We start from the raw sequence: 23130 nt of genomic DNA on the forward strand, positions 1-23130 counted from the left end.
TTGCTCATGATTCTCCTCCTTGTGGAGATGATGAATCAGAGCTTAGGCACCTGTCCAAAATTTGGGGTCCACTTCACAAGCCTGTGGAGCTCGCCATGCGCAAAATCGCCGTTATTGGTTCTCGCCACTTTACTGACTACGACCGCCTGGAGCGTGTGCTTCAACCCTGGCTACCTGCACATATCATTTCTGGTGGTGCAAAAGGCGCGGATGCTCTGGCGGAGCAACTGGCCCGAGAAAATAAGCTGCCTATTACCGTGATCAAACCCGACTGGAAACAATACGGCCGTGGGGCCGTCGATTCGTAACCGTACCATCTTTGATACGGCTGATCTGGTGATCGCCTTTTGGGATGGCAAATCCCGGGGTACTGCGTCCGCCCTGAACTATGCGCGGGCCAAAGGTAAAACGGTGATTATTGAATCCTTGGGGGAATGACTCATGCGTTACCGGTCCTTCGCGTCCGCTTTAGACCCTGCTTGAGCGTGTCTTCAATCTCTTCCCGCAACCACGCCGGCTCCAGAATATCGCAATGCACCGCCTGAGCGGTGAGCCACCAGCGCAAGTCCTGGGTGTCGCCCACGGTGACGGCGATTTCGAAGGTCTTGTCATCAATCTCGGTGGTGATCTGATCAAATCCCAGTGGGGATTCGATCAGGTGGTTCAGCACCGGTTTGTCGCAGCGTAGCTTCAGGTACACCGGCTCATCGGATTTCAGAATGCCCATGGCACCGGAGTGGATGTATAAATCCAGATCAAAATCTTCCGGGCGCTCGATGAGCTCTTCCACTACTTCACCGGCCGTCGCCCTGTGCAGCACCAGCTGACGAACCCCTTCCCTGCCTTCGATAGTGCCGATCAGATACACATTCGGGTCCCGGAAGATGAGCCCGAACGGATGCACCACAATCTCTTCCGGCTCCGGCCAGCTGCGAGCCTGATACGTAAGTTTGCACTGGTATTCCCGGAGCAAGGCTTCGGTGACCGCTTCCAGGACATCGGCATCAACAGGCGGGCGCGCACCTCCCAACCCCCGATTGATCACCCTGACCCGGTCTGGCCATTGGCCCAGGGGGTTCTTTTCACGCAACAGCGTGCGGTGGGCTTCATCGAAGTGGGGCTTTAAGTGGGACAGTGCCCTTGGGGGCAGCATTGGTGAGAGGTAGGCCTTCGCCAGTTCAAAGGTCAGGGCTGCTGGCAGATCCAGGGCCGGTATGATGTCCATGGTCGCATTGCGGTCGAACGACCAGCGGTAAGGCCGGGAGTTTTCATCGACCAACAAAGGGAAATCCGCACTCAGCTTTTCCAGATCCCGCTGGATCGAACGCATGGTGACCGAAAAGCCCTGCTCTTCCAGGCGGCTCGCCAGTTCGGTGGTGGTGATGGATCTTGGGTATCGGGGCACCATCCGGAGCATGGTGAGGTAGCGAGCGGCCGTGTTGGACATAGCGGGATCCTTGTCGTGTTGGTTCTTTCATGCGACTGGTTATGTCGCGTTACTGTAGCCAACAATTGCGGATCTAACCACTTATGTGTCGGCGGGAATGAGTTCTGTCTCTCCCGTAAGCTCCAGCAGTTTGGTACTCCGCACCGGCTCGCACACCAGCGGTGCAGAAATATGCGTTCGCATCAGCTCCCGAAAGGCATCCGTCTCGTGAAACTCAGGATCCAGCCACAAATCAAACTCTTCTGGCCGCAGCATCAGTGGAATGCTTTTCGGGTGGATATGACTGAACCTCGGGTGCGGCGACAGTGTGATGACCGTGAAGGAATTCACCTGCTCATCCCCGAAGTGCCAAGATTGCCATAACCCCGCCAGTGCCGTGGCCTCATTCTGCGGGTGAATGTTGTAGACCTGCTTACCCTTCCATTCGTGAAATGCACTGACTGGAATAATGCAACGCTTGGTCGGATACACCTTTTTCCATAACGGACTGCTGGTCAGCCGATCGCTGCGGACATTGAAAGTGTGAAACTTCGGGTTGGGCCGGAAGCCATAACCATTCGGGTTTGGTTCGATCAGAAGCGACCAGATGCCTGGCAGCAGATACCGGTCGTCAGCTGCTTCAATAACGAACTCCCCAATTCCGCCCGGCGGCACGTTGTGCTGGGGTCTGGGTGCGACACCGGGCAGTCCCAGTTGTTCCATCAGCGCTTGGACTTCGGGAGAGTCGGTTACGTTGTACCGTCCGCACATAGCTGCATCCTTGGCCGTTCTTTCTGAGGCAGTGTAGTCAAAGTTTTACGACTTAGGCGACCCACACTGTCGTATCGCTGGATTATCCTGCCTGAAGATCGTCGAAGAGCTTGATTGTATGACCAGCACCACCACCGTTTATGACCTGAGCCAGATACTCAATTACCCGATCCGGGTTGAGGTTAATCGTTGGGATTCAGAGCATCCCCTGCGTTGGGCCAGCTACAACGATGAAGGTCAGATTGCCTCGGGCCAGTTCCTGGAGCCGCCCGGGTTGCCGCTGTTTACGCTGGAAGATGATAAAGGAAGGCGCCTGTGTGATGCTCTGCCGAAACCTGTATCGGCCGTCACTGCGTTGATGCCCGCCATGGACTTTGTGCTCGCACAGGCCTGTGCGGCTTCGGCAGCGGCTCGGCAATTGGCCGAGGACGCTCCTCTACTGTTTATCCTGGCGGTGGATCATGCGCGTGAACAGTCTTGGTCGCTCGAACGGTTTAACGCGTTTCTGGCCGGTAAGCGCTCCGATATTCTTAAAGCAATTGGGCTTCCGGGCAGCAGATCCCTCGTTCGATTAGTCCGTCGCCTGGCCTTGTCGCCTTTATTACCCTGGGAGCTGGAAGATATTCGCGCCGCACTTCAGAACCCCGAGTACTTAGCCTTGATGCGGCACCACCCTCACCTCCATGTGAACCACCTTCGTTTGCTGAATCGCGTTCGGCAACCGTTGTGGCCCGGATTGCTGAATCTGGTTGATGAACACACCTCGGCAGTGGAGCTGTCCTGGCTATGCCGGATGATTCGGGATTCGCTCGCCATGGCCGGCGGTAACGAACAGGCCCTTGCAGCAATCCATTCCAGAGAAACCCTTCAGGCCCAGCATGACCGCCTGGTTGAACGTTTTAACCGGGCAAACAGCCGAAACTCCGAAGAGAAGCGGCAAGACCTGGCGAAGGAGCTTTCTGAGGAGCACGGCGACTATCCGAAACCGCCCCTTGCCCCAATCGATGGTATAGAACCGTTAGGTTCCTGGCTGGAGCTTCTGGAAGAAGGGGCAACCATGCGCCATTGCGTCGGCAGCTATGACGTGCCGGTCGCGCTCGGGGAAGTGTTCATTTACCGGATGGTCCACCCGGAGCGTTTAACCATATCGCTTGAGTATCAGAATAAGACGTGGGTGGTTGGCGAGGTTCGCGGGGTGTGTAATTCAAGCCCGTCCGAGGGTGCTTTGGATTGGATTCGGCGGTGGGTGAATACTGGTCGCAGCAGTTAGGAAACGCAGACCAGATCTGCTGTGTGAAGACTGAACGATGCGAAGAAATTCAATGTTCAGCGTGGTCGCAAAGCGGACATTCATACGCGCCCATGCCCAACCACTGCCCTGGCATTCCATTGCTCTCGGTACAAGCTTGGAAGTTCCTTCAAAGAATGACTCGCCAAGCACAACTTAGCTGCGAAAAACGTCCGGCCATGTAAATGCACGAGACCGGATGTCGGTGCATTTATCTAACCCGCGTCCCTCTACCTAAACCGCTTCCTGGTTAGGTAGGGGCACAGGGAAGAAAGGGCAACGAGCCAAAGCGAACGCTGCTTTGTTTACGTTGGCCAACTCCCGACCGCCAGCGTTCAGTCAGCAACGATTTTCATCAGGTAGGTATCCATTATCCAGCCGTGCTCGGCTTTGAGCCTGTCTCGCCGGGTCATGATTTCTTGCCCCACGGCTTTAAGAGGCCCGTTAATGAGGCATTGTTTGTCCATCCCCAGGTAGGCGCCCCACCAGATGTAGATGTTGTCTTGCGGTAGTGTCTGGAAGGCTCCCCCGCTGTCCAGCATGACAGCCATCGCGCTGGTTTGTGTGGGCCAGCCGTTTTCCCGCAGTCGGCGGCCTGTGGTGATGTGCACGGGTTCGGCTATGGTGTTTAATGGAATGCAGTGCTCCGCCGTGAGCACCTGAAGGCTGGTGATGCCGGGCACAACTTTGACCTGCACCGCCTTACCTTTGTCACTTAACCGGCTGGCAATGCGCAGGCTGCTGTCGTACAGCGACGGGTCGCCCCAGATCATGAGCCCCACCCGACCGCCGTCGGGGAGATGTTGCTGAATGAGCTCTCCCCAGATTTCCGCAATGCGGGTATGCCAGTCAGCCACTGCCTCCAGATATTGATGGTCCTCCCGCCGGGCTGGAAGGTCGAACTCAACAATCTCCGCGCTGCTCTTCTCGCTCAGCAGCTTGCGGCACAGCAGGCGTCGCAGGTCTATCAGGTCTGACTTCGCATCGCCTTTGCGAGGCAGCAGAATCAGGTCGGCATGATTCAGTGCGTTGATGGCTGCCAGGGTGACGTGGTCCGGATTGCCGGTTCCGATGCCGATGAGGGACAGCTGGATCATGCGTCGTCTCCGGCGGTATCGGCAAAGGGCGAATCGGTGGATTGCGGTCGGAAGCGGCGGTCGTAATTGCAGGCATACAACCGGCTTTCCTGAAAGTCTTCGGTGGCCAGGGCCTCCCCGACAAGGATCAGCGCAGTGCGGTTGATGGCCGGGTCCACCGACTGTTCCAGCGTACCCAGCGTGGCCCGAACGATTTTTTCATCGGGCCAACTGGCGCGCCAGACCACTGCCGTCGGGCAGTCCGCTCCGTAGAACGGTGTCAGCTCTGCCACTACGTGAGCCAGATTATGGATAGACAGGTGAACGGCCAGGGTGGTGCCGGTACGGGCAAAGTTCGCCAGTGTTTCACCGTCGGGCATTGCGCTGGCGCGGCCCTGAGTGCGCGTGAGCACAAGGGACTGCGCAACGCCAGGTAGGGTGAGTTCTTTGCCAAGGCTGGCCGCTGCAGCGGCGAAGGAAGGCACACCCGGAGTGATGGTATACGGGATGTTCAGTTCACGCAGTCGGCGCAATTGTTCGCCCATGGCAGACCACACCGAAAGATCCCCCGAATGCAGTCGGGCGACGTCGAGACCTGAATCGTGGGTCTGCCGGATGTCCTTGATAATATCTTCCAGCGCCAGGGGTGCCGTATTCACTATGCGGGCATCCGGCGGGCAGTGGGCCAGTATTTCTTTGGGTATCAGTGAACCGGCGTAAAGGCAGACCGGACAGGAAGCAATCAAATCCCGCCCGCGTAGGGTCAGCAGGTCCGGTGCTCCGGGGCCGGCGCCAATGAAATGTACTGTCATGGGTCAACTCCCTCCGCCATGGCACAGGTAGCTTTTCGGTCGCTGGATATTTGACGGGCACCCAGCAGGCGAGCTTGACGGGGTCGCTGTTCATTGCGGTTCTGCGCTGCCAGCAGCGCCACAGCTTCGGCCACGCTGCCGGTACTTCTGGCCTGCTCGCTGTAGGACGATTGGGTCAGGGTCTCCGCTACGGGGAGCTGCTCATTGGCGATAATCTGCACGGGCAGGCCGCGTTCGCTCCCCAGATCACGCACCAGCACTGCCTTGTCGGACACCGCCGCAAGGGCATCCACAGCACCAAATTGGCCTTCCAGATGCTCCAGCACGTCACGCAGTGAGGCCAGGGTTGCCCCGGTGCAGCAACCAAACCCTGCCACTTTCATCGGGTCACCCGCCACTGCACGATCGGATAATTCGCCTGCCAGCCCCGGCGGGGGCCAATAGCCCCGGCAGTGGACACTTCAAGCCGCAGCAGGTCGCCGCCCTTCTGGTGTTGCCAATGAACCAGCAGTGTTTCAGATTCCAGCGTCACCGCATTGGCGACAATGCGAACTCCCTCAGGCAGGCACGACCAGAGGGTTTCCAACAAAGCCTGCGACAGCCCTCCGCCAATAAAGACAGCATCCGGCACTGCCTGCCCTTCAAGCGCTTCCGGTACGCGCCCATGAACCACCTGGAGCCAGTCCACACCCAGGGCACTGGCATTGCTCTGCGCACGGGCAGTACGCTCAGCGGACGTGTCAAACGCGATGGCCTGATTGCGGGGATCGGCAAGCAACCACTCAATGGCGATGGAGCCCGAGCCGGTGCCAATATCCCAGAGTCGCTCTCCAGCCTGTGGTGCCAGCGCAGACAGCGTGACCGCACGAACAGGCTGTTTGGTGATCTGGCCGTCATGGTCGAAAAAATGATCGGGAATACCGCTGGTGCGCGGTACGGCCGGGCCTTTACCCGCTACTTCAAGCGCTACCGCCACCGGATGCTGAATATCCATCGGGAGGGCATCGTGACTATGAACAGTACGGATGCGCTCTCGTTCTCCGCCCAACGCTTCCAGAATGTGTAGTTGCGATGGTCCGAACCCCCATTGCTCAATGCAGCAGGCCAGGTCGGCCACTGCGTTTCCATCACGCAGCAGGACAATCAGCCGGTGTTGTGGCTGGAGACATGGCCGAACACGTGTCACCGGCGCTGCGTGCAGGCCCAGGCATTGAAGGCTTTCAATACCCCATCCAAGTTTTGCCGCCGCCAGGCTGAAGGTGGACGGTGCGGGCTGGGCGACCCATTCATCGGGCGAAAGATATTTCGCGAGTACCGTCCCGGCGCCAAACCAGAACGGGTCCCCGGAAACCAGCATGACCACGGGCCGGCCCCGTTCGGCCAAGATGTCCGGAATACCATCTGCGAAAGGAACCGGCCACTCCCGGACCCCGACACTTAGGGCGGGTAAAACCTCTAAATGGCGGCGGGCTCCAAAGACAAGTTCGGCCTGCTCCAGGGCGTCGCGACTTGCCTGAGTCAGCCCGGCTATGCCACTCTCACCCCACCCTATAATCGTCAACCAGGGGCTCTTGCCAGCGTCAGCCATCATGAAAGTCCTGATTCTCGGTGGTACCTCCGAAGCCAATACTCTGGCCCCGGCTCTGGCCGTCCGCAATATTCCGGCCGTATACAGTTACGCCGGGCGGGTGAGTAACCCGAAACCCCAGCCGGTTCCGGTAAGAACCGGCGGCTTCGGTGGCACTCAGGGTCTGGCGGATTTTTTGCGCCGTGAAAACATCACCCACCTTGTGGATGCCACCCACCCCTTCGCCCAGCAGATGAGTCTTAACGCGGTAGCCGCTGCGGCTGAAATCGGCACGCCCTTGTTGGCGCTTACCCGATCGGCCTGGAAGCCCGAACCCGGGGACCAGTGGCAGCGCATGCCGACCATGGAAGCGGCGGTGGCCTCGCTGCGCAGGAAACAGCAACGGGTCATGCTGGCCATCGGCCGGATGCACCTTGATGAATTTGCCGCCCAGCCCCAACACCATTATTTGTTGCGGCTGGTTGATCAGCCATTGGAACCACTGCCTCTGCCCCACCGGACGATCGTGGTGGACCGGGGACCTTTCACAGTGGAAGAGGACCGGGCGCTGCTGCAGCGCCACCGCATCGAGCTTGTGGTGAGTAAGAATGCAGGCGGTGAGGGTGCGGCTGCCAAACTGGTGGCGGCCCGCGAGCTGGGTATACCGGTGCTGATGATCGACCGGCCACTTCTGCCCCCGCGCGATGAGGTTCACCACGTCGAACGGGTGCTGCAGTGGCTTGGTCACGATACCGACCTCGGCGTGTAAACCCAGCGCCTGCCGCCCCCGTCAATCACCCGTGTCTGGCTGGAACCCACCAATACCAGGGTGCGCATGTCTGCCATCTCCGGCGTAGCCTCAGCAAGCGTGGTGACCTGCAAAGTTTCCTGATCGGTGTAGACGGCTCTGGCGAAAATAATGGGCCGTTGAGGGCCACATTCTGCCTGCAGGGTGTCCAGAGCCCGAGCAAAGCCCTCGGGCCTCGCTCTGGAGCGGGGGTTGTAAAACGCCATCGCAAAATCCGCCTGTGCGGCCAAGCGAAGCCGTTTTTCGATGAGTGTCCAGGGTTTGAGGTTGTCGGAAAGATTGATGCAGCAGAAATCGTGGCCCAGCGGTGCGCCAACCCGGGCACTGGCCGCGAGCATGGCAGAAATACCCGGCAGGATGCGGATATCCAGCCCACGCCATTGTTCAGGGCCAGCTTCGAGTGCTTCATAAAGCGCTGAGGCCATGGCAAAGACTCCGGGATCTCCGGAAGAGACAATAACCACTTTGCGACCAGAGGCTGTCAGCTCCAGGGCCTGCGCTGCCCGAGCGATTTCTTCCCGGTTGTCGGAGATGTGACGGGCCAGATTGTCGCGGGCAGGGACCCGTTCCACATAGGGTCCGTAACCCACCACATCGGTGGCTTCGGCCAGTGTCTCACTCACTTCGGGGGTGACCAGCGCCTCCGAGCCCGGCCCCAGACCGACTACCGCCAACCAGCCACTCATGGCCGCCGTCCATTGCCGTGAATAAGCAGAATCGAAAAATAAGGGGCCGCATCGCCAGCTTTACGGAACGGCACAACCCGCTCCTGGTTCATGGCCGCGTATTCGATCAGCCAGGCTTCGTCGGTTCGTCCGGCCCGTTCCAGAGCGCGGCGAATTTTGGCAAGGTTGCGACCAATCTTCATCACTACCAGTGCATCGGTTGATGTGATGCGTTGGAACAGATCGTCCTCGGGTAGTGTCCCCATGGCAACGGTCATTACGTCGTCACCCCAGGTGAACGGCTGGCCCGTTGCGGTCCAGGCCGCTGACATGCCGGTAATGCCGGGCACAACGTTCACCGGCACCCGGTCTTTCAGGCGGGTGTAGAGATGCATGAACGAGCCGTAGAAAAACGGGTCACCCTCACACAGAACCACTACGTCCTCACCGGCTTTGACAACTTCCATAAGTCGTCTGACGCTGGTCTCGTAAAACTCTGCCAACAATTGGTTATAGCGGGGGTCGCTGAACGGTATTTCCGTGGTTACCGGATATTCCATGGGCAGTTCCACCACCGAGTCGCTGAACATACCTTCAACAATGCTGCGGGCGTGGCCAGTGCGGCCCTTTTTTCGGAAATAGGCAATGTGGCGGGTCTGGCGGATCAAGCGGTCCGCGCGCACGCTCATCAGGTCCTGTGCGCCGGGCCCGAGCCCAACCCCGTAGATTTGTCCGATACTCATTCTTTGCGATCCGCTATGGCATTGATGGCTGCGACCGTCACCGCGCTTCCGCCTAACCGGCCACGAACGATGACGCAAGGGGCGACTGCACTTTCCCACAATGCCTCCTTCGACTCTGCTGCTCCGACAAAGCCCACCGGGCAACCAATGATGGCCGCCGGACGTGGGCAATTGGGGTCTTCCAGCATGCTCAGCAGATGAAACAGTGCCGTCGGTGCGTTGCCGATGGCGACAACCGCGCCTTCCAGATGCGGCCGCCACAGTTCCAGGGCCGCAGCCGAGCGAGTGTTTTCCATTTTTTTCGCCCGCTCGTGCACGCCCTCATCGTGCAGGGTGCAGATAACGGTGTTATCGGCCGGCAGTCGGGGCCGGGTAATGCCCTGAGCCACCATGCGCGCGTCGCAGAGGATCGGCGCTCCCTGCTCCAGGGCCGCACGAGCCTTGATGACAACCTCGCCGTGAAAAAGAATATGAGGCGCCAGATCCACCATTCCGGCTGCGTGAATCATACGTACAGCCACCGGCTCTTCATCGCTGGAAAAACGTGTCAGATCCGACTCATGCCGGATGATCGCGAAGGACTCGCGGTAGATAGCCGATCCGTCTGTTTCATAGACGTGGGGCATTATTAAACTCCGAAATAATCACATAGCTGGGACGCGGTCAGTCCGGAGACATCCGGGGTTCCATCCGCCCGTCCATGAAAGACCAGTGAGTAGCGTCCCTTGTCGCCCACTACACAGGTTTCTGTGGGCTGACGCCGGGCACAACCCTTGCTGCAACCCGACACGTGCAGCCGACCGGCGACGGACCCTGCCAGTGTTCGGGCAAGGTTCCGAGTCTGCACCGTTGCCTGTTCGCAATGAGGAGATCCCGGGCAGGCATCGATACTGAGCTCGGGCGCCTGGTTATCACTGAGCAGCCCGTTCACGGGCGCTCCGCTGGCGCCCAGCACCAAAAACCGTCGCCAGGGGGTTACCCTTATACCGCTCACGTTCGATGCCGCAACCGCGTTTTCCAATATTCGTGCCTCAGCCTGCCCGAAGCACAGACCATAAACTGCCCCTGACTGATGGGCCCCCAGTGCAAGAGGCAAACGCGGCACAGCGCTCTCCGCCTGTTCTGGAACCCAGCCTGGCAGGGGTAACTGGTGACTGCGCATTCGCCCAGCCTGCAGGCCGCCGGAATCCACAAACCAATGGGCCAGGCCAATCAGCAAATCAACCGCCGCTTCCGGCGAATCCACCGGAGTACCCCTGGTCCGACCATCGGCGCGAACCAGCAACTGCCCATCGGCGGTGCATTCAACACGAAAATCCGCTGATTCATCAACCAGAATCGGCCGCTCGCCTGCATCAATGGCAAATCCCATTTTGGCGGGCAGTTCCGGAAGATCCTCCAGTCGGTCCAGCAACAGTGAGGTAATCTGTTCTGTCCGGTCCCCCGGCTGCCAGTCTGGAGCCACCATGATGTTGCGGCGGGCTTCCTGCTCCGGGGTTTTGTCCACCAGACCTGCCCGCTCAAGCTCCGCCATCAATCCGGGCCAGCCGTCTTCGGCGACACCGCGGAGCTGAATATTGCCACGGTTGGTCAGCTCGATCATGCCACTACCCCAACGCCGGGCAGCCGTGCACAGTGCCAGGAGCTTATCTTTATTCAAGGCCCCGAATGCCGGCCGAACCCGCACCAGAAGGCCGTCGCCGGATGCCATGGGGCGCCAGACGCCCGGGCACCAGCCTTTCACCCGTGCTTCAGCCATGGCGCCCCCCAGGTGCCGCTGCCCCGACCGTCTCCTGAGACTCATCAATGTCCAGCAGAAGATCCTGTAGGGCGGCGGCATATTCACCAGGTTGCTGCCACAGACCGCGCTGGGCTGCCTCCAGAAGCCGTTCCGCCATTTCTTCCAGGGCCGCGGCATTATGCTCGCGCAGGAATTGTTGATTTTCCGGGTTGAGTACCAGCGCATCGGTGACCTGCTCGTACTGGTAATCGGCCACCAGATCGGTGGTGGCATCGTAAGCAAACAGATAGTCCACGGTGGCCGCCATCTCGAAGCCACCTTTGTAACCGTGCTCACGCATGGCATCAATCCATTTGGGATTGAGTACCCGCGAGCGAATAACCCGGTTAAGTTCTTCCTTCAGGGTGCGGACCCGAGGCTGTGCCGGGTTGGCATGATCTGCATGATAGATGGACGGCGCAGCACCACTCAGGCGTCGGGTGGCGTTGGCCATGCCCCCCTGAAATGCAAAGTAGGCGTTGGAGTCGAGGATATCGTGCTCACGGTTGTCCTGGTTCTGCATGACCGAATCCAGACCTGCGAGCTGGTATTCGAAGTCAGCCCTCGCCGCGACGCCCTGTTCGTCGGACTGCCCGTAGGCGTAGGCGCCCGCCCCGATATAGGCTTCGGCCAGGTCATCCCGCGTTTGCCAGTCACGACCATCAATCAGGCGATTGAGCCCGGTGCCGTAATTTCCGGGGCGATTTCCGAACACTCGGTAACTGGCCTGACGCCTGGCCTGTTCAGGCGCCATACCCTCTGCTTCCAGCTCCGACTGGCGTTCCTGAACCTGGTTACGGATGGTGTTCTCGTTCCCCGGTTCCTGGTAATTCACCACCGCCTGTACGGCAGCATCGAACAGACGCATTACATTCGGGAAGGCATCCCGGAAGAATCCGGATACCCTCAAAGTAACATCCACCCTTGGGCGACCCAGCAACATGGTGGGAATTACCTCTACATCGATAACCCGTTGCGAACCCACCGACCACACCGGCTTCACCCCCATCAGGGCCAGTGCCTGAGCGATGTCGTCGCCTCCGGTTCGCATGGTGGCCGTGCCCCAGATAGAGAGCCCCAGCCGTCGTGGGAAGTCGCCGTTGTCCTGCAGGTAGCGTTCAATGAAGCACTGTGCGGACTTTTCTCCGAGCTGCCAGGCAGCCGGTGAGGGTATAGCCCGGTTATCCACAGTAAAAAAGTTGCGGCCCGTGGGCAGGGTGTCCAGACGCCCCCGACTGGGAGCGCCACTGGGGCCAGGAGGGACAAAATACCCGCCAAGCCCGTCGAGCAGTGACTGGATTTCCATGTCCGCTCCCTGCCTCATGGCGTTCAGAACGGCTTTCCGCGCATAACGGCATTGTTCGGCAGTGGCCGGGAAATTCCGCGCCAATGGTTCCAGAGGCTGCTCATCAATGACATGGTTCTGAACGATTTTCTCCGCCAGAAGTTCCAGCCGTTCCCGGGTGTCCGCGCCAGTGCGCCAGTGGTCCTCAGCCAACGACTGAAGCGCTTCGGGTCGCGGCCCTTGCCAGGGCTCTGCCCCGGCAGCAAGCGGATCAAATTCGTGGCCCTGGTCATTTAACCCCAGGTCCTGCGCCAGATTGTGCAGAATGCCGCGATAGGCCGGTTCGCTGCCCCGTGGCAGGCGCAACAGAGCAACCAATGTGGTGGCCAGTTTGTCGGCGCCGGGAAGCGTGCCCAACACATGCAAACCGTGGCGAATCTGCGATTCCTTGATATCGCACAGGAAGGTGTCGAGCTGGTTGAGCAGGGTTTCCTCGTCGATCGATTCGGCATCACCGGCCTGAGCCAGCTCCTGATCAATACCAGTCTCACGCAGGTGCTCCACAATTGATTGTCTCAACAGGGCTTCGCGGCGGGGGTCCATGCCCAGAGCCTGATAAAACTCGTCGGTGAGCGCCTCCAGCTCGGCCATCGCACCATACAGTTCCGCTCTCGCCAGGGGCGGCATCAGATGATCGATAATCACGGCGTGGGTGCGCCGCTTGGCCTGTGCCCCCTCTCCGGGGTCGTTAACGATGAAGGGATAAAAATGGGGTAACGGGCCCAGGGCGACATCCGGCCAGCATTCAGCGGAGAGCGCCGTGCTTTTCCCGGGCAGCCATTCCAGATTGCCGTGCTTGCCCACGTGGACGACAGCATCGACCTGGTAGTGGTCCCGCAGCCAGGCATAGAACGCCAGATAACTGTGGGGCGGGACCAGCTCGGTGTCGTGGTAGGTGAGCGTGGGGTCATCAATGAAATCCCGCTCGGGCTGGATACCGACAAAGGTTTCACCCAACCGGATACCAGCAATCATCAGGCGTCCTGAACGGCATTTACGATCCTGACGGGGATGCCCCCAGCGAGCCCAAACCGACTGTTGCAGGGCCGTCGGCAGCGTCTGGAACCAGCTCAGATAATCATCCACAGAGATGCTTTGCCAACAGGGCCGTTGGTCCATGACTCCCGGAGCATTGGTGACCGCACCCTGTAGTGCCTCGATGACGCCGTCGCCATCGGCTGGCAGGTCGGCCACTGGATAGCCCGCCTGTTTCAGGCTTTTCAGAATGCGCAACGTGGACGCGGGTGTGTCGAGCCCCACACCATTGCCAATACGGCCATCCCGGTTGGGGTAGTTGGCCAGAATCAGTGCCAGGCGTTTTTCGTGATTGGGTTTCTGGCGAAGAACCGTAAAACGGCGGGCCAGCTCAGCCACAAAGGCAGCGCGTTCGGGCTGCAGAGCATGACGGATTACTGAGAGCTGACACCGTTCGCTGTAATGAGCCTCGGTCTTGAAGCCAATGGCGCGGGTAATCACCCGTCCATCCATCTCCGGCAGCACCACCTGCATCGCCACATCCCGGCTACGCAGGCCATCGGACTGCTCCAGCCAGTCCTCTTCGGTACTGCTGGAGAGCATCGCCTGTAGCACCACGGGGCGGTTCACAAAGAGGTCATCAGCCCCGGTTGCCATCAACGCGTCGACATCCTGCGCGCCACGATTGACGGAAAAACTGGTGGTGTTGACGATCAGGGACGCTCCGGTCTGTTCGATCAGGTGATTGATAAAAGCCAGGCAGGCAGTCTCTTTGAGCGAAGCCACGGCGACAGGCAACGGGGCGAGCCCCTGGCGAGCCAGAGCCTGAATCAAACCATCGAAAACCTCGGTGTTGGCCCCCTGCAGATGACTGCGGTAGAACACCAGCAGGCACACCGGCTGATCCGGATTCTGCGAGCCACGCCACTCTGCCAGGGTGATGTCCTGACCCCGGCCATTGATCGCGCTTACGTACAGCACGGCCTCGGGAATGGCTTTAGGATCACGCCAGGTGTACTCAAGACCCAGGAACTGATCGGCGACAAACCGTAGCAACTGTTCGGCGTTGCCCACGCCCCCCTCGCGCAGATAGCGCCAGACACCCCGCGCAGCTTCGAAGGGAACCGTCGAGTCTTTCAGCAACTCGTCATCGGGTGCATCACACCCGGGCACCAGAATCAGCTGGCGATCGGGGCTTGCATCGGCCCACGCCATCAGCCGCTCGTGGCCATACCGCCAGTAAGACGCGCCACCGAGCAGGGAAACGATCACCAGCCGGGCGCTTTCCAGAACCTTGTGTTCATAAAGGTCGTAAGCCGCCGGCTTGACCAGATTCATCCAGTTGGCCAGGCGCACCGAGGGATAATCGCCGCCTAAATGCTCCGCCGCCTGCGACAGCGCAGCCAGGCTACTGTCCGCGGCAGAGAGGATGACAATGTCGCCGGGGGTTTGCTGCAGATCGACGATGCCCTCGTCGTCTACAAAGCCCCCGGGTTTGGCGGCGAATAGGTGCATAAATTGTTTAGCGTGCTGACACTGTTCCGAAAATGTTAAGTCTGGCGTTCAGCGGTCCCGCGCCTCTTTGAAAAGAGACGTATCGAAACCAACCGGTTACGCCGTTTGCGACTCCGCGCTTGCCAACCTTTCACGGAGCTCGGTCGCGTCAAATCCTTTCCCGATGATCACCAGTTGGGTCTTGTGCTCTTCGTCATGCCCCCAGAGACGGTCAAAGTGGGTGTCCAGGCGCTTGCCCACGGCCTGAACCACCTGCCTCATGGGCTTGCCCGGCAACGCCGCAAAACCCTTCGCGCGATAGATGGGATAATCCTGCAGAATCTGCCTCAGCACGCCGGCCAGGCGGTCCCCGTCTACTTCGCCCAGAGTCACCACGCAGGAATCGAAATGGTCATGGGCGTGATCGTGATGGGCACCCTCGGCGTGGTAACGGTCGTGGTGGTTTTCGATCGCGTCGATGTTCTGTTCGCTGGCAGCGGCGATACCCATCAGGGCTTCCAGTTGCGTGGTGTCGCCAGCAAACGTGTCCTTATCGATAAACAGGGTTTTGACCGCAGCCGGAACCCGTTGCTGAACAACCTGCTCGACCCGCTGCTTTTCATCCTCTGCCAGAAGATCAGTCTTGCTGACAATAACCAGATCTGCCGCGCCCAGTTGATCATCCAGCAGCTCCCGCAGGCTCGGGTCGTGGTCCAGGTTCTCATCCGCCCGGCGCTGGGCTTCCACTTTATCCACATCGGAGGCGTACCGGCCCGCAGCTACCGCCGGGCCATCAATCAGCGTAATGATGGCGTCGACAGTGCAATGCTGGCGAACTTCCGGCCAGTTGAACGCCTGCACCAACGGCTTGGGCAGAGCCAGGCCGCTGGTTTCGATGAGGATATGGTCGATGTCATCACGGCGCTCCACCAGCTTCTTCATTACCGGAAGGAATTCCTCTTCCACGGTGCAACAGATACAGCCGTTGGCAAGCTCGTAGATGCCATTGTCCACTTCATTGCCCGATGCCTCTTCCTCGCAACCAAGGGAGCAGCCACGCAGCAGGTCAGAGTCGATATCCTGTTCACCAAACTCGTTCACGATTACGGCAATTCGCTTGCCGGTGATCTGGCGCAGGATGCTGGCCAGAAGTGTGGTCTTGCCACTGCCCAGAAAGCCAGTGACTACGGTGGCCGGGATCTTGTTCAGTTGCATCATCGGGCTCCTTGAATTGGGTTAACCACAGGCTTGCAGGGTCGGGTCTGCAACAAAAAGCCTGGCAATGGCTGCGGGATTGTTTGGAAAAAACAGGTGTAGATAGGAGGCAGTCAGTTGCCGCTCACGGTAAATGGCCTCTCCCGGAGCGGGATGGCGTTGACGACGACCATGAGCCATGGGCTGCGGAGTGCCGTGGCTGAGTGAACGATGATGAGCATGCCCCCGCACTGGCCCTTCCGGCAATTCGGCGGTCTGCATACCCTGACAGCCCCGGCGACCACGCATGGCGCCTTGCCCGGCCAACAGGCCGAGCATCTCGTGTACCTGATCGTCGTAATCGGTCAGTGTTTCAAGGCAATACAGCAGCCCGCCGCATTCGGCAAGTATCGGTTTGTCGGCTTTGAAAAACGCCTGAATGGCAGAGCGCATGGGCGCGTTGGCGGCCAGTTGTTGGCCGTAAAGCTCGGGATAGCCGCCGGGAAGCCACAAGGCATCGCAAGCCGGTAAGGATTCATCCCTGATCGGCGAGAAGTAACGAAGCTCCGCGCCCATCTGCTGAAGCAGGTCCAGGTTCGCCTGATAGATGAAGCTGAAGGCGGCATCACACGCTACGCCGATGGTTCTGCCGTGCAGCGACGGCAAGGTCGGTTCCGGGTCCACATCCGCCGCCCGAAAGGTCACCGGAGGCAAGTGCAGCAGAGACTCAGTGAGCGACTCGCTGGCCAGGGCTTTGGCTCCGGCTTCGAATCGCAGCTCCAGATCCTCACTCACTTCCGATGCCTGAACCAGCCCCAGATGACGTTCCGGCAGTGCCAGGTCAGGGTCACGGGTCACGGTGGCCAGCAACGGCAGTGTCGACGGTAACGCGGATTCAATGAGTTCCCGGTGACGCTGAGAGGCGCAGGCATTGGCGATCATGCCGACTACCTGCACATCTTCCCGGAATCCCGCGATACCGGACACGAGCGCCGCGGCGGTCTGCGCCATGCCTTTAACGTCCATGACGATCACCATGGGCAGGCCGAACCGGGCCGCCAGATCGGCACTGGAGGGCTCACCATCAAAGATGCCCATGGCACCTTCCACCAGAATCAGATCGGCTTCCAGAGCGGCTTCATAAAAACGCCGCTGACAGTAGGCTTCACCAGCCATCCAGAGATCCAGTTGATCCACCGGCTGACCGGACGCCTGTGCGAGAACCTGAGGATCCAGGTAATCCGGGCCTGTCTTGAATACCCGTACCACCTTGCCCTGATTACGGAGCAGGCGGGCCAGAGCACAGGTTACGGTTGTTTTGCCCTGCCCGGAGGCCGGCGCAGCGATGAAGACAGCGGGGCACTGAACGGTTTTGGTCATCAGAATTCGATCCCTGCCTGGGCCTTTACACCGTCGCGGAATGCGTGGCGCTCGTCCTGCACGGTGCTGATCGTGTCGGCAATGCCCTGAAGGGGACGCGCCATGGTGCGGCCGGTGATAATGACATTCTGGTGTTGTGGACGCGCGCGCAACGCATCTACCACGGGCTCTGGGTCCAGAAAGCCGTATTTGAACATGTAACTCATCTCGTCAAACACCAGCAAATGGTAACTGGGGTCCTGGAGCAATTCCCGCCCCACCTGCCAGGCTGCCTCTGCAGCTTTGATGCTTTGCTCGCGATCCTGGGTTTCCCAGGTGAACCCGTGCCCCATGATGTGCCAGTCCAGCGAAGGGTGGTCACGGAAGAAAAGGTACTCGCCGGTTTCCTTGCGGCCCTTGATGAACTGAATTACCGCGCATTTCTGGCCATGTCCCAGGGACCGCGCAAGGGTCCCGAAAGCCGAGCTGCTTTTACCCTTGCCATTACCCCGTAGCAGGATCAACACTCCTCGCTCTTCCGAAGCTCGCTCGATACGCTGGTCGACCACTTCTTTTTTCTTCTGCATGCGTTGTCGGTAGCTGGCGTCGGTCATACTCCCTCCAAAACCGGCAAGGCCTGATAGCTGGCACCCAACTCACGGGCAATAGAGTTGGCGCGGCCGCGTCTGACCGGCCCCTGTTCCGCATCCACCACCACGCATTGGCCAAGTGATGGCAGATCAGCAACGGACTGGCGTGTTCGGCCATCGGTGATCAGATAGGTAAACACCTGAAGCCCCGGCTCGCGGCGCTGCCACTGACGTATGGCATTTCCCGCCTGACTCAGGGCTTTGCGCAAGGGCGTTCCGCCGCCAGCGTCCAGGGCATCCAACTGAGACAACAGGGTCTTTGGCGCTCTTCGGCGTGGCAACACGGTGGTCACCCGGTCATTGCCGAAGCCCATCACCGCCATCTGGTCCCGGCTGGCGTAAGCCACTCGCGCCAGCGACTGAACAAAGCCCTTGGCCCGACTCAGCAAGCGACGACCCAGTGTTGAACCAGAGGTATCGAGCAAAACCAGATGGACCGCAGTCTGCCCGGAGCGCTGTTTCTGAAACTTCAGATGTTGCAGCGGCCACTGGCCCCGATTGGCAATCAAAGTGGCAAACCAGTCCGGCTTGTCGGAGCGACCGGCGAACCAGCGCCGTCCTTTTTGCACGCCGCTGCGTCTGGTTGCCGCAGGCGACGCATCAGACCGTTTCCCGGAACTGACTGCCCTGTCGGCACCCTCAAGTGGCTTTACCTCGTCCAGCTCGGCCGTTCGTTCCGCCAGGGGCGACATCGCGCCCCACTGGCCCTGGCCCTCGTCCTGGTCCTGACGCTGGTCCTGAGCTGTGCGTCCAGACTCGTATCGGGAACCGCCAGAAGCATTCCCCCCCGGCCCGGAAGAGTTATCCGGCGTAGACGATTCGGACTGACCGGAACGTTCGCTTCGGCGGTGTGCCAGCACCCATGGCTCCACCGCATCCAGGTCTTCCCGGGTCACGGTATCCCTTTCCCTCAGGGCGGCATGGGCCTGAGCGGCGCGGTGCCAGGTGACATCCGCCCGCAACCCTTCCACGGCGGCCCGCTCGCATCTCGAGGCTATATGCTCATAAACCCAGTCCCCGGCAACGACGGAAGGCAGAAGAGCCTGAGCACGCTTGATGCTGTCAGCCAATGCTTGCTGCTGCGGCGCGTAGTCGTCACAAAATGCTGACGAGTCTCGTTCGAAGACCTCCCGCTGACGGACCACGGCAATTCGCTCTGCGCTGGACATGGCCCGGGGCAATTCCACACACAGGCCGAAGCGATCCAGAAGTTGCGGGCGGAGCTCCCCTTCGTCCGGATTCATGGTGCCGATCAGCGCAAAGCGCGCGCTATGACTGTGACTGATACCATCACGTTCCACCACGTTGACACCACGGGCTGCCGTGTCCAGCAGCAGGTCCACCAGGTTGTCGGGAAGCAGATTGACTTCGTCCACATACAGCACGCCGCCATCGGCCGTGGCCAACAACCCGGGACGAAAAGCAGCCTGCTGTTCTGAAAGTACCTGTTGTAGGTCCAGGCTTCCCACAAGGCGGTCTTCCGTGGTCCCCAGGGGCAGATTCACGAAGGGAGACTCCCCCCTTTCATTCGCCGGGAGGAGATCTGCAAGGCCACGAGCGAGCGTGGATTTTGCACTGCCGCGTGGACCGGAAATCAGAACGCCACCAATACGGGGATTGATGGCGTTGATGACCAGGGCTGTTTTCAGTGCGTCCTGGCCAACAATGGCCGAAAATGGAAACTCAGGCTGCGGCGTGTTCATTATTTTCGCACGCGGTTTCAGTGACACGCTTCAGCACCAGCGCACAAAGCAAACCGACCACCAGCCAGAAAAACAGATTGGTCGCAGCAGACACCCAGATGAACTCATGGTGCAATGCATTCAGCGCGCTGACGGCAGTTTCATCCGGATGCTCAAACAGCGGGCCTTCCGGGTGTGCCGGAACAAACAGGTAAGGCAGGGCCAGCAATGGAAGTCCAAGCGCCTTCTTCCAGCCGCGAGCCAGCCAGAGCATACCAAGGCCAACAGCGACCAGCGCCACAGTGGCGATCCACCAGGTCTGGCGTGACTCAACTGCAGCGCTGACTGTACCCGGAATTTCTGGCGGAAGTCCGATGGCCGGAGCCAGAAACACGGCGAGATAGGCCAGAAGTCCTACCAGCAAACCATGAGCGGGCATCAACGTGATCCGGCCATGGGCACGCAACTGATTCATGAAAACCAACAGGATGGCTGCAAAGCCGATAGCGGCGAGCACGTTGGAGAGACCGGTAAAAAACAGACGTTCGTAGCCACCATCGGGAGCCCATGCCGAGCCATCATGGCCATGAGCCTCTTCGGCGTGACCGTGGCCCGCAGAGGCCATCGCCGGCTCGCGGATTTCGAATTGTTCGGCTGAAAGCAGAATGGGGGTTACACCCATGGACTGGGCTGCCGTTAGCAAAAGGCCCGCAACAACACCTACAAGACAGGCTCCAAAGATAAGAGAACGGAACATGGTTTCCCTCCGGAAAATGTACTGAATCGCACCCTCACAGGGGCACGTTATTCAAAAATGAAAGGCCTTCTCAGTCAGACAACAACCATGAGGCTTTTGTGATTTGCAAAGCTTTAGTGACAGGGAAACACGAAGCTGTGGCGCGTATCGTGAGCAGCGTTGTGCGCCTCTGCCATCGGCAGAAACCCAACGCCAAACAGGATCAGGGCACCAAACAGCAACACTGCGCCTTGCTGGATGAGGGAAAAACTTTTTACCGCCGGGACCGATGACCCGGACGCAGAAGGAGAGGACGTTGCAGACATTTTTTGGACTCCTCGGTGCCCGCCGCACCGTTGACGGATGAACGAAACAAACAGGCCGGTCTTCGGGCTCAAAGGGAATGCCGTGAAACGGAGACATCCTCGCCTGCACCTTCCCGGCTAAAACCAGTGGCAATCGCAGACTACGCCTTTGTTACCGATGCGGGGGCAGCGATGGGATTTAACCATACTTCCCGATTATCCCGCGGATTAAGGGCACCTGTTTGGGGAATATGTATCGTAACCATTTGCCTCTATCGCCGCAACGATTGCGGTTCAGTCCATCAGCCCACGCAGCTCGTCTTCAGACTCAAGCAAATGACCCCAGGTGTCCCGATGAACCAGTTCGCTCAGGGGAATCCGTGAGCGCCAGCCTTTTGCCTGCAGCTCCGGTTGATCGAGAAATTCACTGACGTAACCCAGACACAGATAAGCCAGCGGATACACCTGCTCGGGCAGCTCCAGCACCTGCGCCAGTTCCTGCGGATCAAGGATGCTGACCCAGCCTACTCCTATGCCCTCTGCACGGGCCGCCAGCCAGAGATTCTGCACCGCGAGGCAGGTGCTGAAAAGGTCGGTCTCCATGATGGTATTACGCCCCAGCACAGAAGGCCCACCCCGGCTCCGGTCACAGGTAATACAGAGGTTCATGGGGCTCTCGATAATGCCCTGGAGCTTCAGGCTGCGATAAGTCTGCCCACGGTCACCGTCGTAATTGCCCGCCGCCCGTTCGTTCTCTCGGTCAAAAATTTCCAGCACCGACTGGCGGACCTCCAGGCTGTCGATTACCAGAAAATCCCATGGCTGCATGAACCCCACCGAAGGTGCGTGATGGGCGGCGTTCAGAAGACGGGCAAGCACGTGTGAGGGCACAGGATCGGGCAGAAATTGCGAACGTACGTCCCGACGCTCGTATATGGCGCGATAGAGCCCCTCGCGTTCCGGTTCAGTGAAAGAATGGCTCATTTGCTCGTCCTTCCTGTCAGTTTTAATATTTTCAGCAGACGGTCGGTGTCGGTATGCTCAGCCCAATGATCGGCAAGCCGATCCAGCTGGGTCAGGCGATGCTGCTGGTAATCAATGGCAAGGTCGGTCCGATGGAGCCCCATCGCTGCCAGCAGCGCATTGCAGGCTTGCGGGCGTTCAAAAATACCATGCACATAGGTTCCCATAACCTGGCCATCCTCATTTACCGCACCGTCGGGCCCCTCTTCGAGATGAATCAGAGGCACCTTTAAGGCGGGACCGGTGGTCACACCGTTGTGCATCTCGTAACCCGTGACCGTAGCCTGAGCACTGCCCTGGCCAAGCCGCCCCTGCACGTTCCTGAGACGCTTACCCCCCGCCATTCGGGTAGTCATGGCCAGCAGTCCAAGCCCTTCGGTAACGCCCGCCTCGCCCTCGATACCATCGGGGTCCTCTACGGTGTCCCCGAGCATCTGGAATCCGCCACAGATACCAAAAACCTTGCCGCCATATCGCAAATGCCGCTGAATCTCGCCGGGCCACCCCTGCTCCCTGAGCCAGGAAAGATCATGGCGGGTACTCTTGCTGCCGGGCAGCAGGATGACATCGGCCGGCGGGATTGCCTCACGCTCCCCAATAAAGGTCAGATCCACCTCCGGATGCAGCCGCAACGGGTCGAAATCATTGTGGTTGCTGATGCGAGGCAGTCGCGGAACAACGATCTTAAGCGTGCCTTTGGACGCACTGCCCGCCAGATTCACACTGTCCTCGGCATCCAGCAACAGGCCCTTCAGGTAGGGCAGAACCCCCCACACCGGCTTGCCTGTGCGTTGTTCCAGCCAATCCAGTCCCGAGTCGAGCAGGGCTTTATCACCGCGGAAACGGTTGATTACAAAACCGGTAAGACGGTCGCGCTCACTGGGCGACAGTAATTCCAGTGTGCCCACCAGTTGTGCAAACACACCGCCACGGTCGATGTCTCCTACCAGCAGAACCGGGCAATCAGCAGCTTCGGCAAATCCCATGTTGGCAATATCGTTTGCGCGCAGGTTGATTTCAGCAGGACTACCCGCCCCTTCTGCAATGATGACGTCGTAACGGGCTTCGAGTGCCTTCCAGGCCGCCATCACGCTGTGTGCTGCCTCTGCCTTGAAAGCGTGATAGTCCATTGCATCCATGTTGCCGTGAACCCGCCCCCGGAGAATAACCTGTGCGCCCTGGTCGCTCTGTGGCTTGAGCAGGACCGGGTTCATGTCGCTGTGGGGCTCCACTCCACAGGCCAGAGCCTGCAACGCAGTGGAACGCCCGATTTCACCGCCATCTATGGTCACGGCGCTGTTGAGCGCCATGTTCTGGGGTTTGAACGGGGCCACCGACACCCCCTGACGGGCCAGCCAGCGACAGACGGCCGCAACAACCGTACTCTTGCCCGCATCCGAGGTGGTTCCCTGAATCATCAGCGTTGTCATA

General features: G+C 59.6%; 22 protein-coding genes and 1 riboswitch. Of the genes, 3 read left to right on the forward strand and 19 right to left on the reverse strand.

Annotated features, from left to right (window positions below; all coding sequences use genetic code 11):
* On the forward strand, positions 1–308 hold a 308-nt coding region (locus MLC59_RS16975), incomplete at its 5' end, for a DUF2493 domain-containing protein (protein ID WP_248236590.1).
* Positions 309–439: 131 nt separating this feature from the next.
* On the opposite strand, the gene MLC59_RS16980 is transcribed toward MLC59_RS16975, so the two are convergent.
* Both MLC59_RS16980 and MLC59_RS16985 read right to left on the reverse strand, forming a co-directional pair.
* Complete coding sequence (locus tag MLC59_RS16980) at positions 440–1447, reverse strand: helix-turn-helix transcriptional regulator (protein ID WP_248236591.1); 1008 nt, start codon at positions 1445–1447, stop codon at positions 440–442.
* An 81-nt stretch (positions 1448–1528) separates the two neighbouring features.
* Entirely contained in the window at positions 1529–2197 is a 669-nt protein-coding gene (locus tag MLC59_RS16985; protein ID WP_248236592.1) for an SOS response-associated peptidase, read from the reverse strand.
* A gap of 118 nt (positions 2198–2315) precedes the next feature.
* Here MLC59_RS16985 and MLC59_RS16990 point away from each other — a divergent pair, with 118 nt between their 5' ends.
* Complete coding sequence (locus tag MLC59_RS16990; protein ID WP_248236593.1) at positions 2316–3467, forward strand: PcfJ domain-containing protein; 1152 nt, start codon at positions 2316–2318, stop codon at positions 3465–3467.
* 353 nt (positions 3468–3820) lie between these two features.
* Here MLC59_RS16990 and cobF read toward each other — a convergent pair whose 3' ends face one another.
* Genes cobF through cbiE form a run of 4 tightly spaced genes read right to left on the reverse strand, consistent with a single transcriptional unit; the run spans position 3821 to position 6964 of the window.
* Positions 3821–4582 carry a precorrin-6A synthase (deacetylating) gene (cobF, locus tag MLC59_RS16995; protein ID WP_248236594.1) on the reverse strand — a complete coding sequence of 254 codons (762 nt, stop codon included), beginning with the start codon at positions 4580–4582 and terminating at the stop codon, positions 3821–3823.
* Complete coding sequence (gene cobM / locus MLC59_RS17000; protein WP_248236595.1) at positions 4579–5373, reverse strand: precorrin-4 C(11)-methyltransferase; 795 nt, start codon at positions 5371–5373, stop codon at positions 4579–4581. Before cobM ends, cobF begins: the two co-directional genes overlap by 4 nt.
* The gene (locus MLC59_RS17005) at positions 5370–5756 is read right to left on the reverse strand and encodes a cobalamin biosynthesis protein (RefSeq protein ID WP_248236596.1); all 387 of its coding nucleotides are present in this window, start codon (positions 5754–5756) and stop codon (positions 5370–5372) included. The genes cobM and MLC59_RS17005 overlap by 4 nt, the downstream gene beginning before the upstream one ends.
* Positions 5753–6964, reverse strand: coding sequence for a precorrin-6y C5,15-methyltransferase (decarboxylating) subunit CbiE (cbiE, locus tag MLC59_RS17010; protein ID WP_248236597.1), 1212 nt, complete (start codon positions 6962–6964; stop codon positions 5753–5755). Before cbiE ends, MLC59_RS17005 begins: the two co-directional genes overlap by 4 nt.
* Here cbiE and MLC59_RS17015 point away from each other — a divergent pair.
* The gene (locus MLC59_RS17015) at positions 6963–7709 is read left to right on the forward strand and encodes a cobalt-precorrin-6A reductase (RefSeq protein WP_248236598.1); all 747 of its coding nucleotides are present in this window, start codon (positions 6963–6965) and stop codon (positions 7707–7709) included. The two genes, cbiE and MLC59_RS17015, sit on opposite strands and share 2 nt — an antisense overlap.
* Here MLC59_RS17015 and cobJ read toward each other — a convergent pair.
* The 13 genes from cobJ to MLC59_RS17080 all read right to left on the reverse strand — a co-directional run bounded on the left by cobJ (position 7685) and on the right by MLC59_RS17080 (position 23129).
* A complete protein-coding gene (cobJ, locus tag MLC59_RS17020; RefSeq protein ID WP_248236599.1) occupies positions 7685–8434 on the reverse strand; it encodes a precorrin-3B C(17)-methyltransferase in 750 nt (249 codons plus the stop codon). The two genes, MLC59_RS17015 and cobJ, sit on opposite strands and share 25 nt — an antisense overlap.
* Positions 8431–9156: a precorrin-2 C(20)-methyltransferase gene (locus tag MLC59_RS17025; RefSeq protein WP_248236600.1), complete on the reverse strand. Its 726-nt coding sequence runs from the start codon at positions 9154–9156 to the stop codon at positions 8431–8433. Before MLC59_RS17025 ends, cobJ begins: the two co-directional genes overlap by 4 nt.
* Positions 9153–9782: a precorrin-8X methylmutase gene (locus MLC59_RS17030; protein ID WP_248236601.1), complete on the reverse strand. Its 630-nt coding sequence runs from the start codon at positions 9780–9782 to the stop codon at positions 9153–9155. Before MLC59_RS17030 ends, MLC59_RS17025 begins: the two co-directional genes overlap by 4 nt.
* A gap of 2 nt (positions 9783–9784) precedes the next feature.
* Positions 9785–10915: a cobalamin biosynthesis protein CobG gene (locus MLC59_RS17035; protein WP_248236602.1), complete on the reverse strand. Its 1131-nt coding sequence runs from the start codon at positions 10913–10915 to the stop codon at positions 9785–9787.
* Positions 10908–14771 carry a cobaltochelatase subunit CobN gene (cobN, locus tag MLC59_RS17040; protein WP_248236603.1) on the reverse strand — a complete coding sequence of 1288 codons (3864 nt, stop codon included), beginning with the start codon at positions 14769–14771 and terminating at the stop codon, positions 10908–10910. Before cobN ends, MLC59_RS17035 begins: the two co-directional genes overlap by 8 nt.
* 96 nt (positions 14772–14867) lie before the next feature.
* Positions 14868–15968 (reverse strand): cobalamin biosynthesis protein CobW, encoded by a 1101-nt coding sequence (gene cobW / locus MLC59_RS17045; RefSeq protein ID WP_248236604.1) that lies wholly within the window; start codon positions 15966–15968, stop codon positions 14868–14870.
* An 18-nt stretch (positions 15969–15986) separates the two neighbouring features.
* Positions 15987–17324 (reverse strand): cobyrinic acid a,c-diamide synthase CobB, encoded by a 1338-nt coding sequence (locus MLC59_RS17050; protein WP_248236605.1) that lies wholly within the window; start codon positions 17322–17324, stop codon positions 15987–15989.
* Positions 17324–17917 carry a cob(I)yrinic acid a,c-diamide adenosyltransferase gene (cobO, locus tag MLC59_RS17055; RefSeq protein ID WP_248236606.1) on the reverse strand — a complete coding sequence of 198 codons (594 nt, stop codon included), beginning with the start codon at positions 17915–17917 and terminating at the stop codon, positions 17324–17326. The genes MLC59_RS17050 and cobO overlap by 1 nt, the downstream gene beginning before the upstream one ends.
* On the reverse strand, positions 17914–19656 hold the full coding sequence (locus MLC59_RS20175; RefSeq protein WP_248236607.1) for an AAA family ATPase: 1743 nt from the start codon (positions 19654–19656) through the stop codon (positions 17914–17916). Before MLC59_RS20175 ends, cobO begins: the two co-directional genes overlap by 4 nt.
* The gene (locus MLC59_RS17065) at positions 19637–20392 is read right to left on the reverse strand and encodes a CbtA family protein (protein WP_248236608.1); all 756 of its coding nucleotides are present in this window, start codon (positions 20390–20392) and stop codon (positions 19637–19639) included. Before MLC59_RS17065 ends, MLC59_RS20175 begins: the two co-directional genes overlap by 20 nt.
* Positions 20393–20505: 113 nt before the next feature.
* Complete coding sequence (locus tag MLC59_RS17070) at positions 20506–20697, reverse strand: CbtB domain-containing protein (protein ID WP_248236609.1); 192 nt, start codon at positions 20695–20697, stop codon at positions 20506–20508.
* A 36-nt stretch (positions 20698–20733) separates the two neighbouring features.
* Positions 20734–20933, reverse strand: a riboswitch (cobalamin riboswitch).
* 37 nt (positions 20934–20970) lie between these two features.
* Entirely contained in the window at positions 20971–21660 is a 690-nt protein-coding gene (bluB, locus tag MLC59_RS17075; protein ID WP_248236610.1) for a 5,6-dimethylbenzimidazole synthase, read from the reverse strand.
* A complete protein-coding gene (locus MLC59_RS17080; RefSeq protein ID WP_248236611.1) occupies positions 21657–23129 on the reverse strand; it encodes a cobyric acid synthase in 1473 nt (490 codons plus the stop codon). Before MLC59_RS17080 ends, bluB begins: the two co-directional genes overlap by 4 nt.
* Position 23130: the final 1 nt, after the last annotated feature.

Origin of the sequence: Marinobacter bryozoorum (genome assembly GCF_023156245.1) — a bacterium.
Lineage (GTDB): Bacteria > Pseudomonadota > Gammaproteobacteria > Pseudomonadales > Oleiphilaceae > Marinobacter > Marinobacter bryozoorum.

Coding starts and splice junctions, on each gene's coding strand:
- cobO (WP_248236606.1), bottom strand. CDS start 17,917: ATGACCGACGCCAGCTACCGACAACGCATGCAGAAGAAAAAAGAAGTG.
- cbiE (WP_248236597.1), bottom strand. CDS start 6,964: ATGATGGCTGACGCTGGCAAGAGCCCCTGGTTGACGATTATAGGGTGG.
- MLC59_RS17080 (WP_248236611.1), bottom strand. CDS start 23,129: ATGACAACGCTGATGATTCAGGGAACCACCTCGGATGCGGGCAAGAGT.
- MLC59_RS17065 (WP_248236608.1), bottom strand. CDS start 20,392: ATGTTCCGTTCTCTTATCTTTGGAGCCTGTCTTGTAGGTGTTGTTGCG.
- MLC59_RS17015 (WP_248236598.1), top strand. CDS start 6,963: ATGAAAGTCCTGATTCTCGGTGGTACCTCCGAAGCCAATACTCTGGCC.
- MLC59_RS16985 (WP_248236592.1), bottom strand. CDS start 2,197: ATGTGCGGACGGTACAACGTAACCGACTCTCCCGAAGTCCAAGCGCTG.
- MLC59_RS16980 (WP_248236591.1), bottom strand. CDS start 1,447: ATGTCCAACACGGCCGCTCGCTACCTCACCATGCTCCGGATGGTGCCC.
- bluB (WP_248236610.1), bottom strand. CDS start 21,660: ATGAGCCATTCTTTCACTGAACCGGAACGCGAGGGGCTCTATCGCGCC.
- MLC59_RS20175 (WP_248236607.1), bottom strand. CDS start 19,656: ATGAACACGCCGCAGCCTGAGTTTCCATTTTCGGCCATTGTTGGCCAG.
- MLC59_RS16990 (WP_248236593.1), top strand. CDS start 2,316: ATGACCAGCACCACCACCGTTTATGACCTGAGCCAGATACTCAATTAC.
- cobJ (WP_248236599.1), bottom strand. CDS start 8,434: ATGAGTGGCTGGTTGGCGGTAGTCGGTCTGGGGCCGGGCTCGGAGGCG.
- cobW (WP_248236604.1), bottom strand. CDS start 15,968: ATGATGCAACTGAACAAGATCCCGGCCACCGTAGTCACTGGCTTTCTG.
- MLC59_RS17030 (WP_248236601.1), bottom strand. CDS start 9,782: ATGCCCCACGTCTATGAAACAGACGGATCGGCTATCTACCGCGAGTCC.
- MLC59_RS17025 (WP_248236600.1), bottom strand. CDS start 9,156: ATGAGTATCGGACAAATCTACGGGGTTGGGCTCGGGCCCGGCGCACAG.
- MLC59_RS17070 (WP_248236609.1), bottom strand. CDS start 20,697: ATGTCTGCAACGTCCTCTCCTTCTGCGTCCGGGTCATCGGTCCCGGCG.
- cobM (WP_248236595.1), bottom strand. CDS start 5,373: ATGACAGTACATTTCATTGGCGCCGGCCCCGGAGCACCGGACCTGCTG.
- cobF (WP_248236594.1), bottom strand. CDS start 4,582: ATGATCCAGCTGTCCCTCATCGGCATCGGAACCGGCAATCCGGACCAC.
- cobN (WP_248236603.1), bottom strand. CDS start 14,771: ATGCACCTATTCGCCGCCAAACCCGGGGGCTTTGTAGACGACGAGGGC.
- MLC59_RS17005 (WP_248236596.1), bottom strand. CDS start 5,756: ATGAAAGTGGCAGGGTTTGGTTGCTGCACCGGGGCAACCCTGGCCTCA.
- MLC59_RS17050 (WP_248236605.1), bottom strand. CDS start 17,324: ATGACCAAAACCGTTCAGTGCCCCGCTGTCTTCATCGCTGCGCCGGCC.
- MLC59_RS17035 (WP_248236602.1), bottom strand. CDS start 10,915: ATGGCTGAAGCACGGGTGAAAGGCTGGTGCCCGGGCGTCTGGCGCCCC.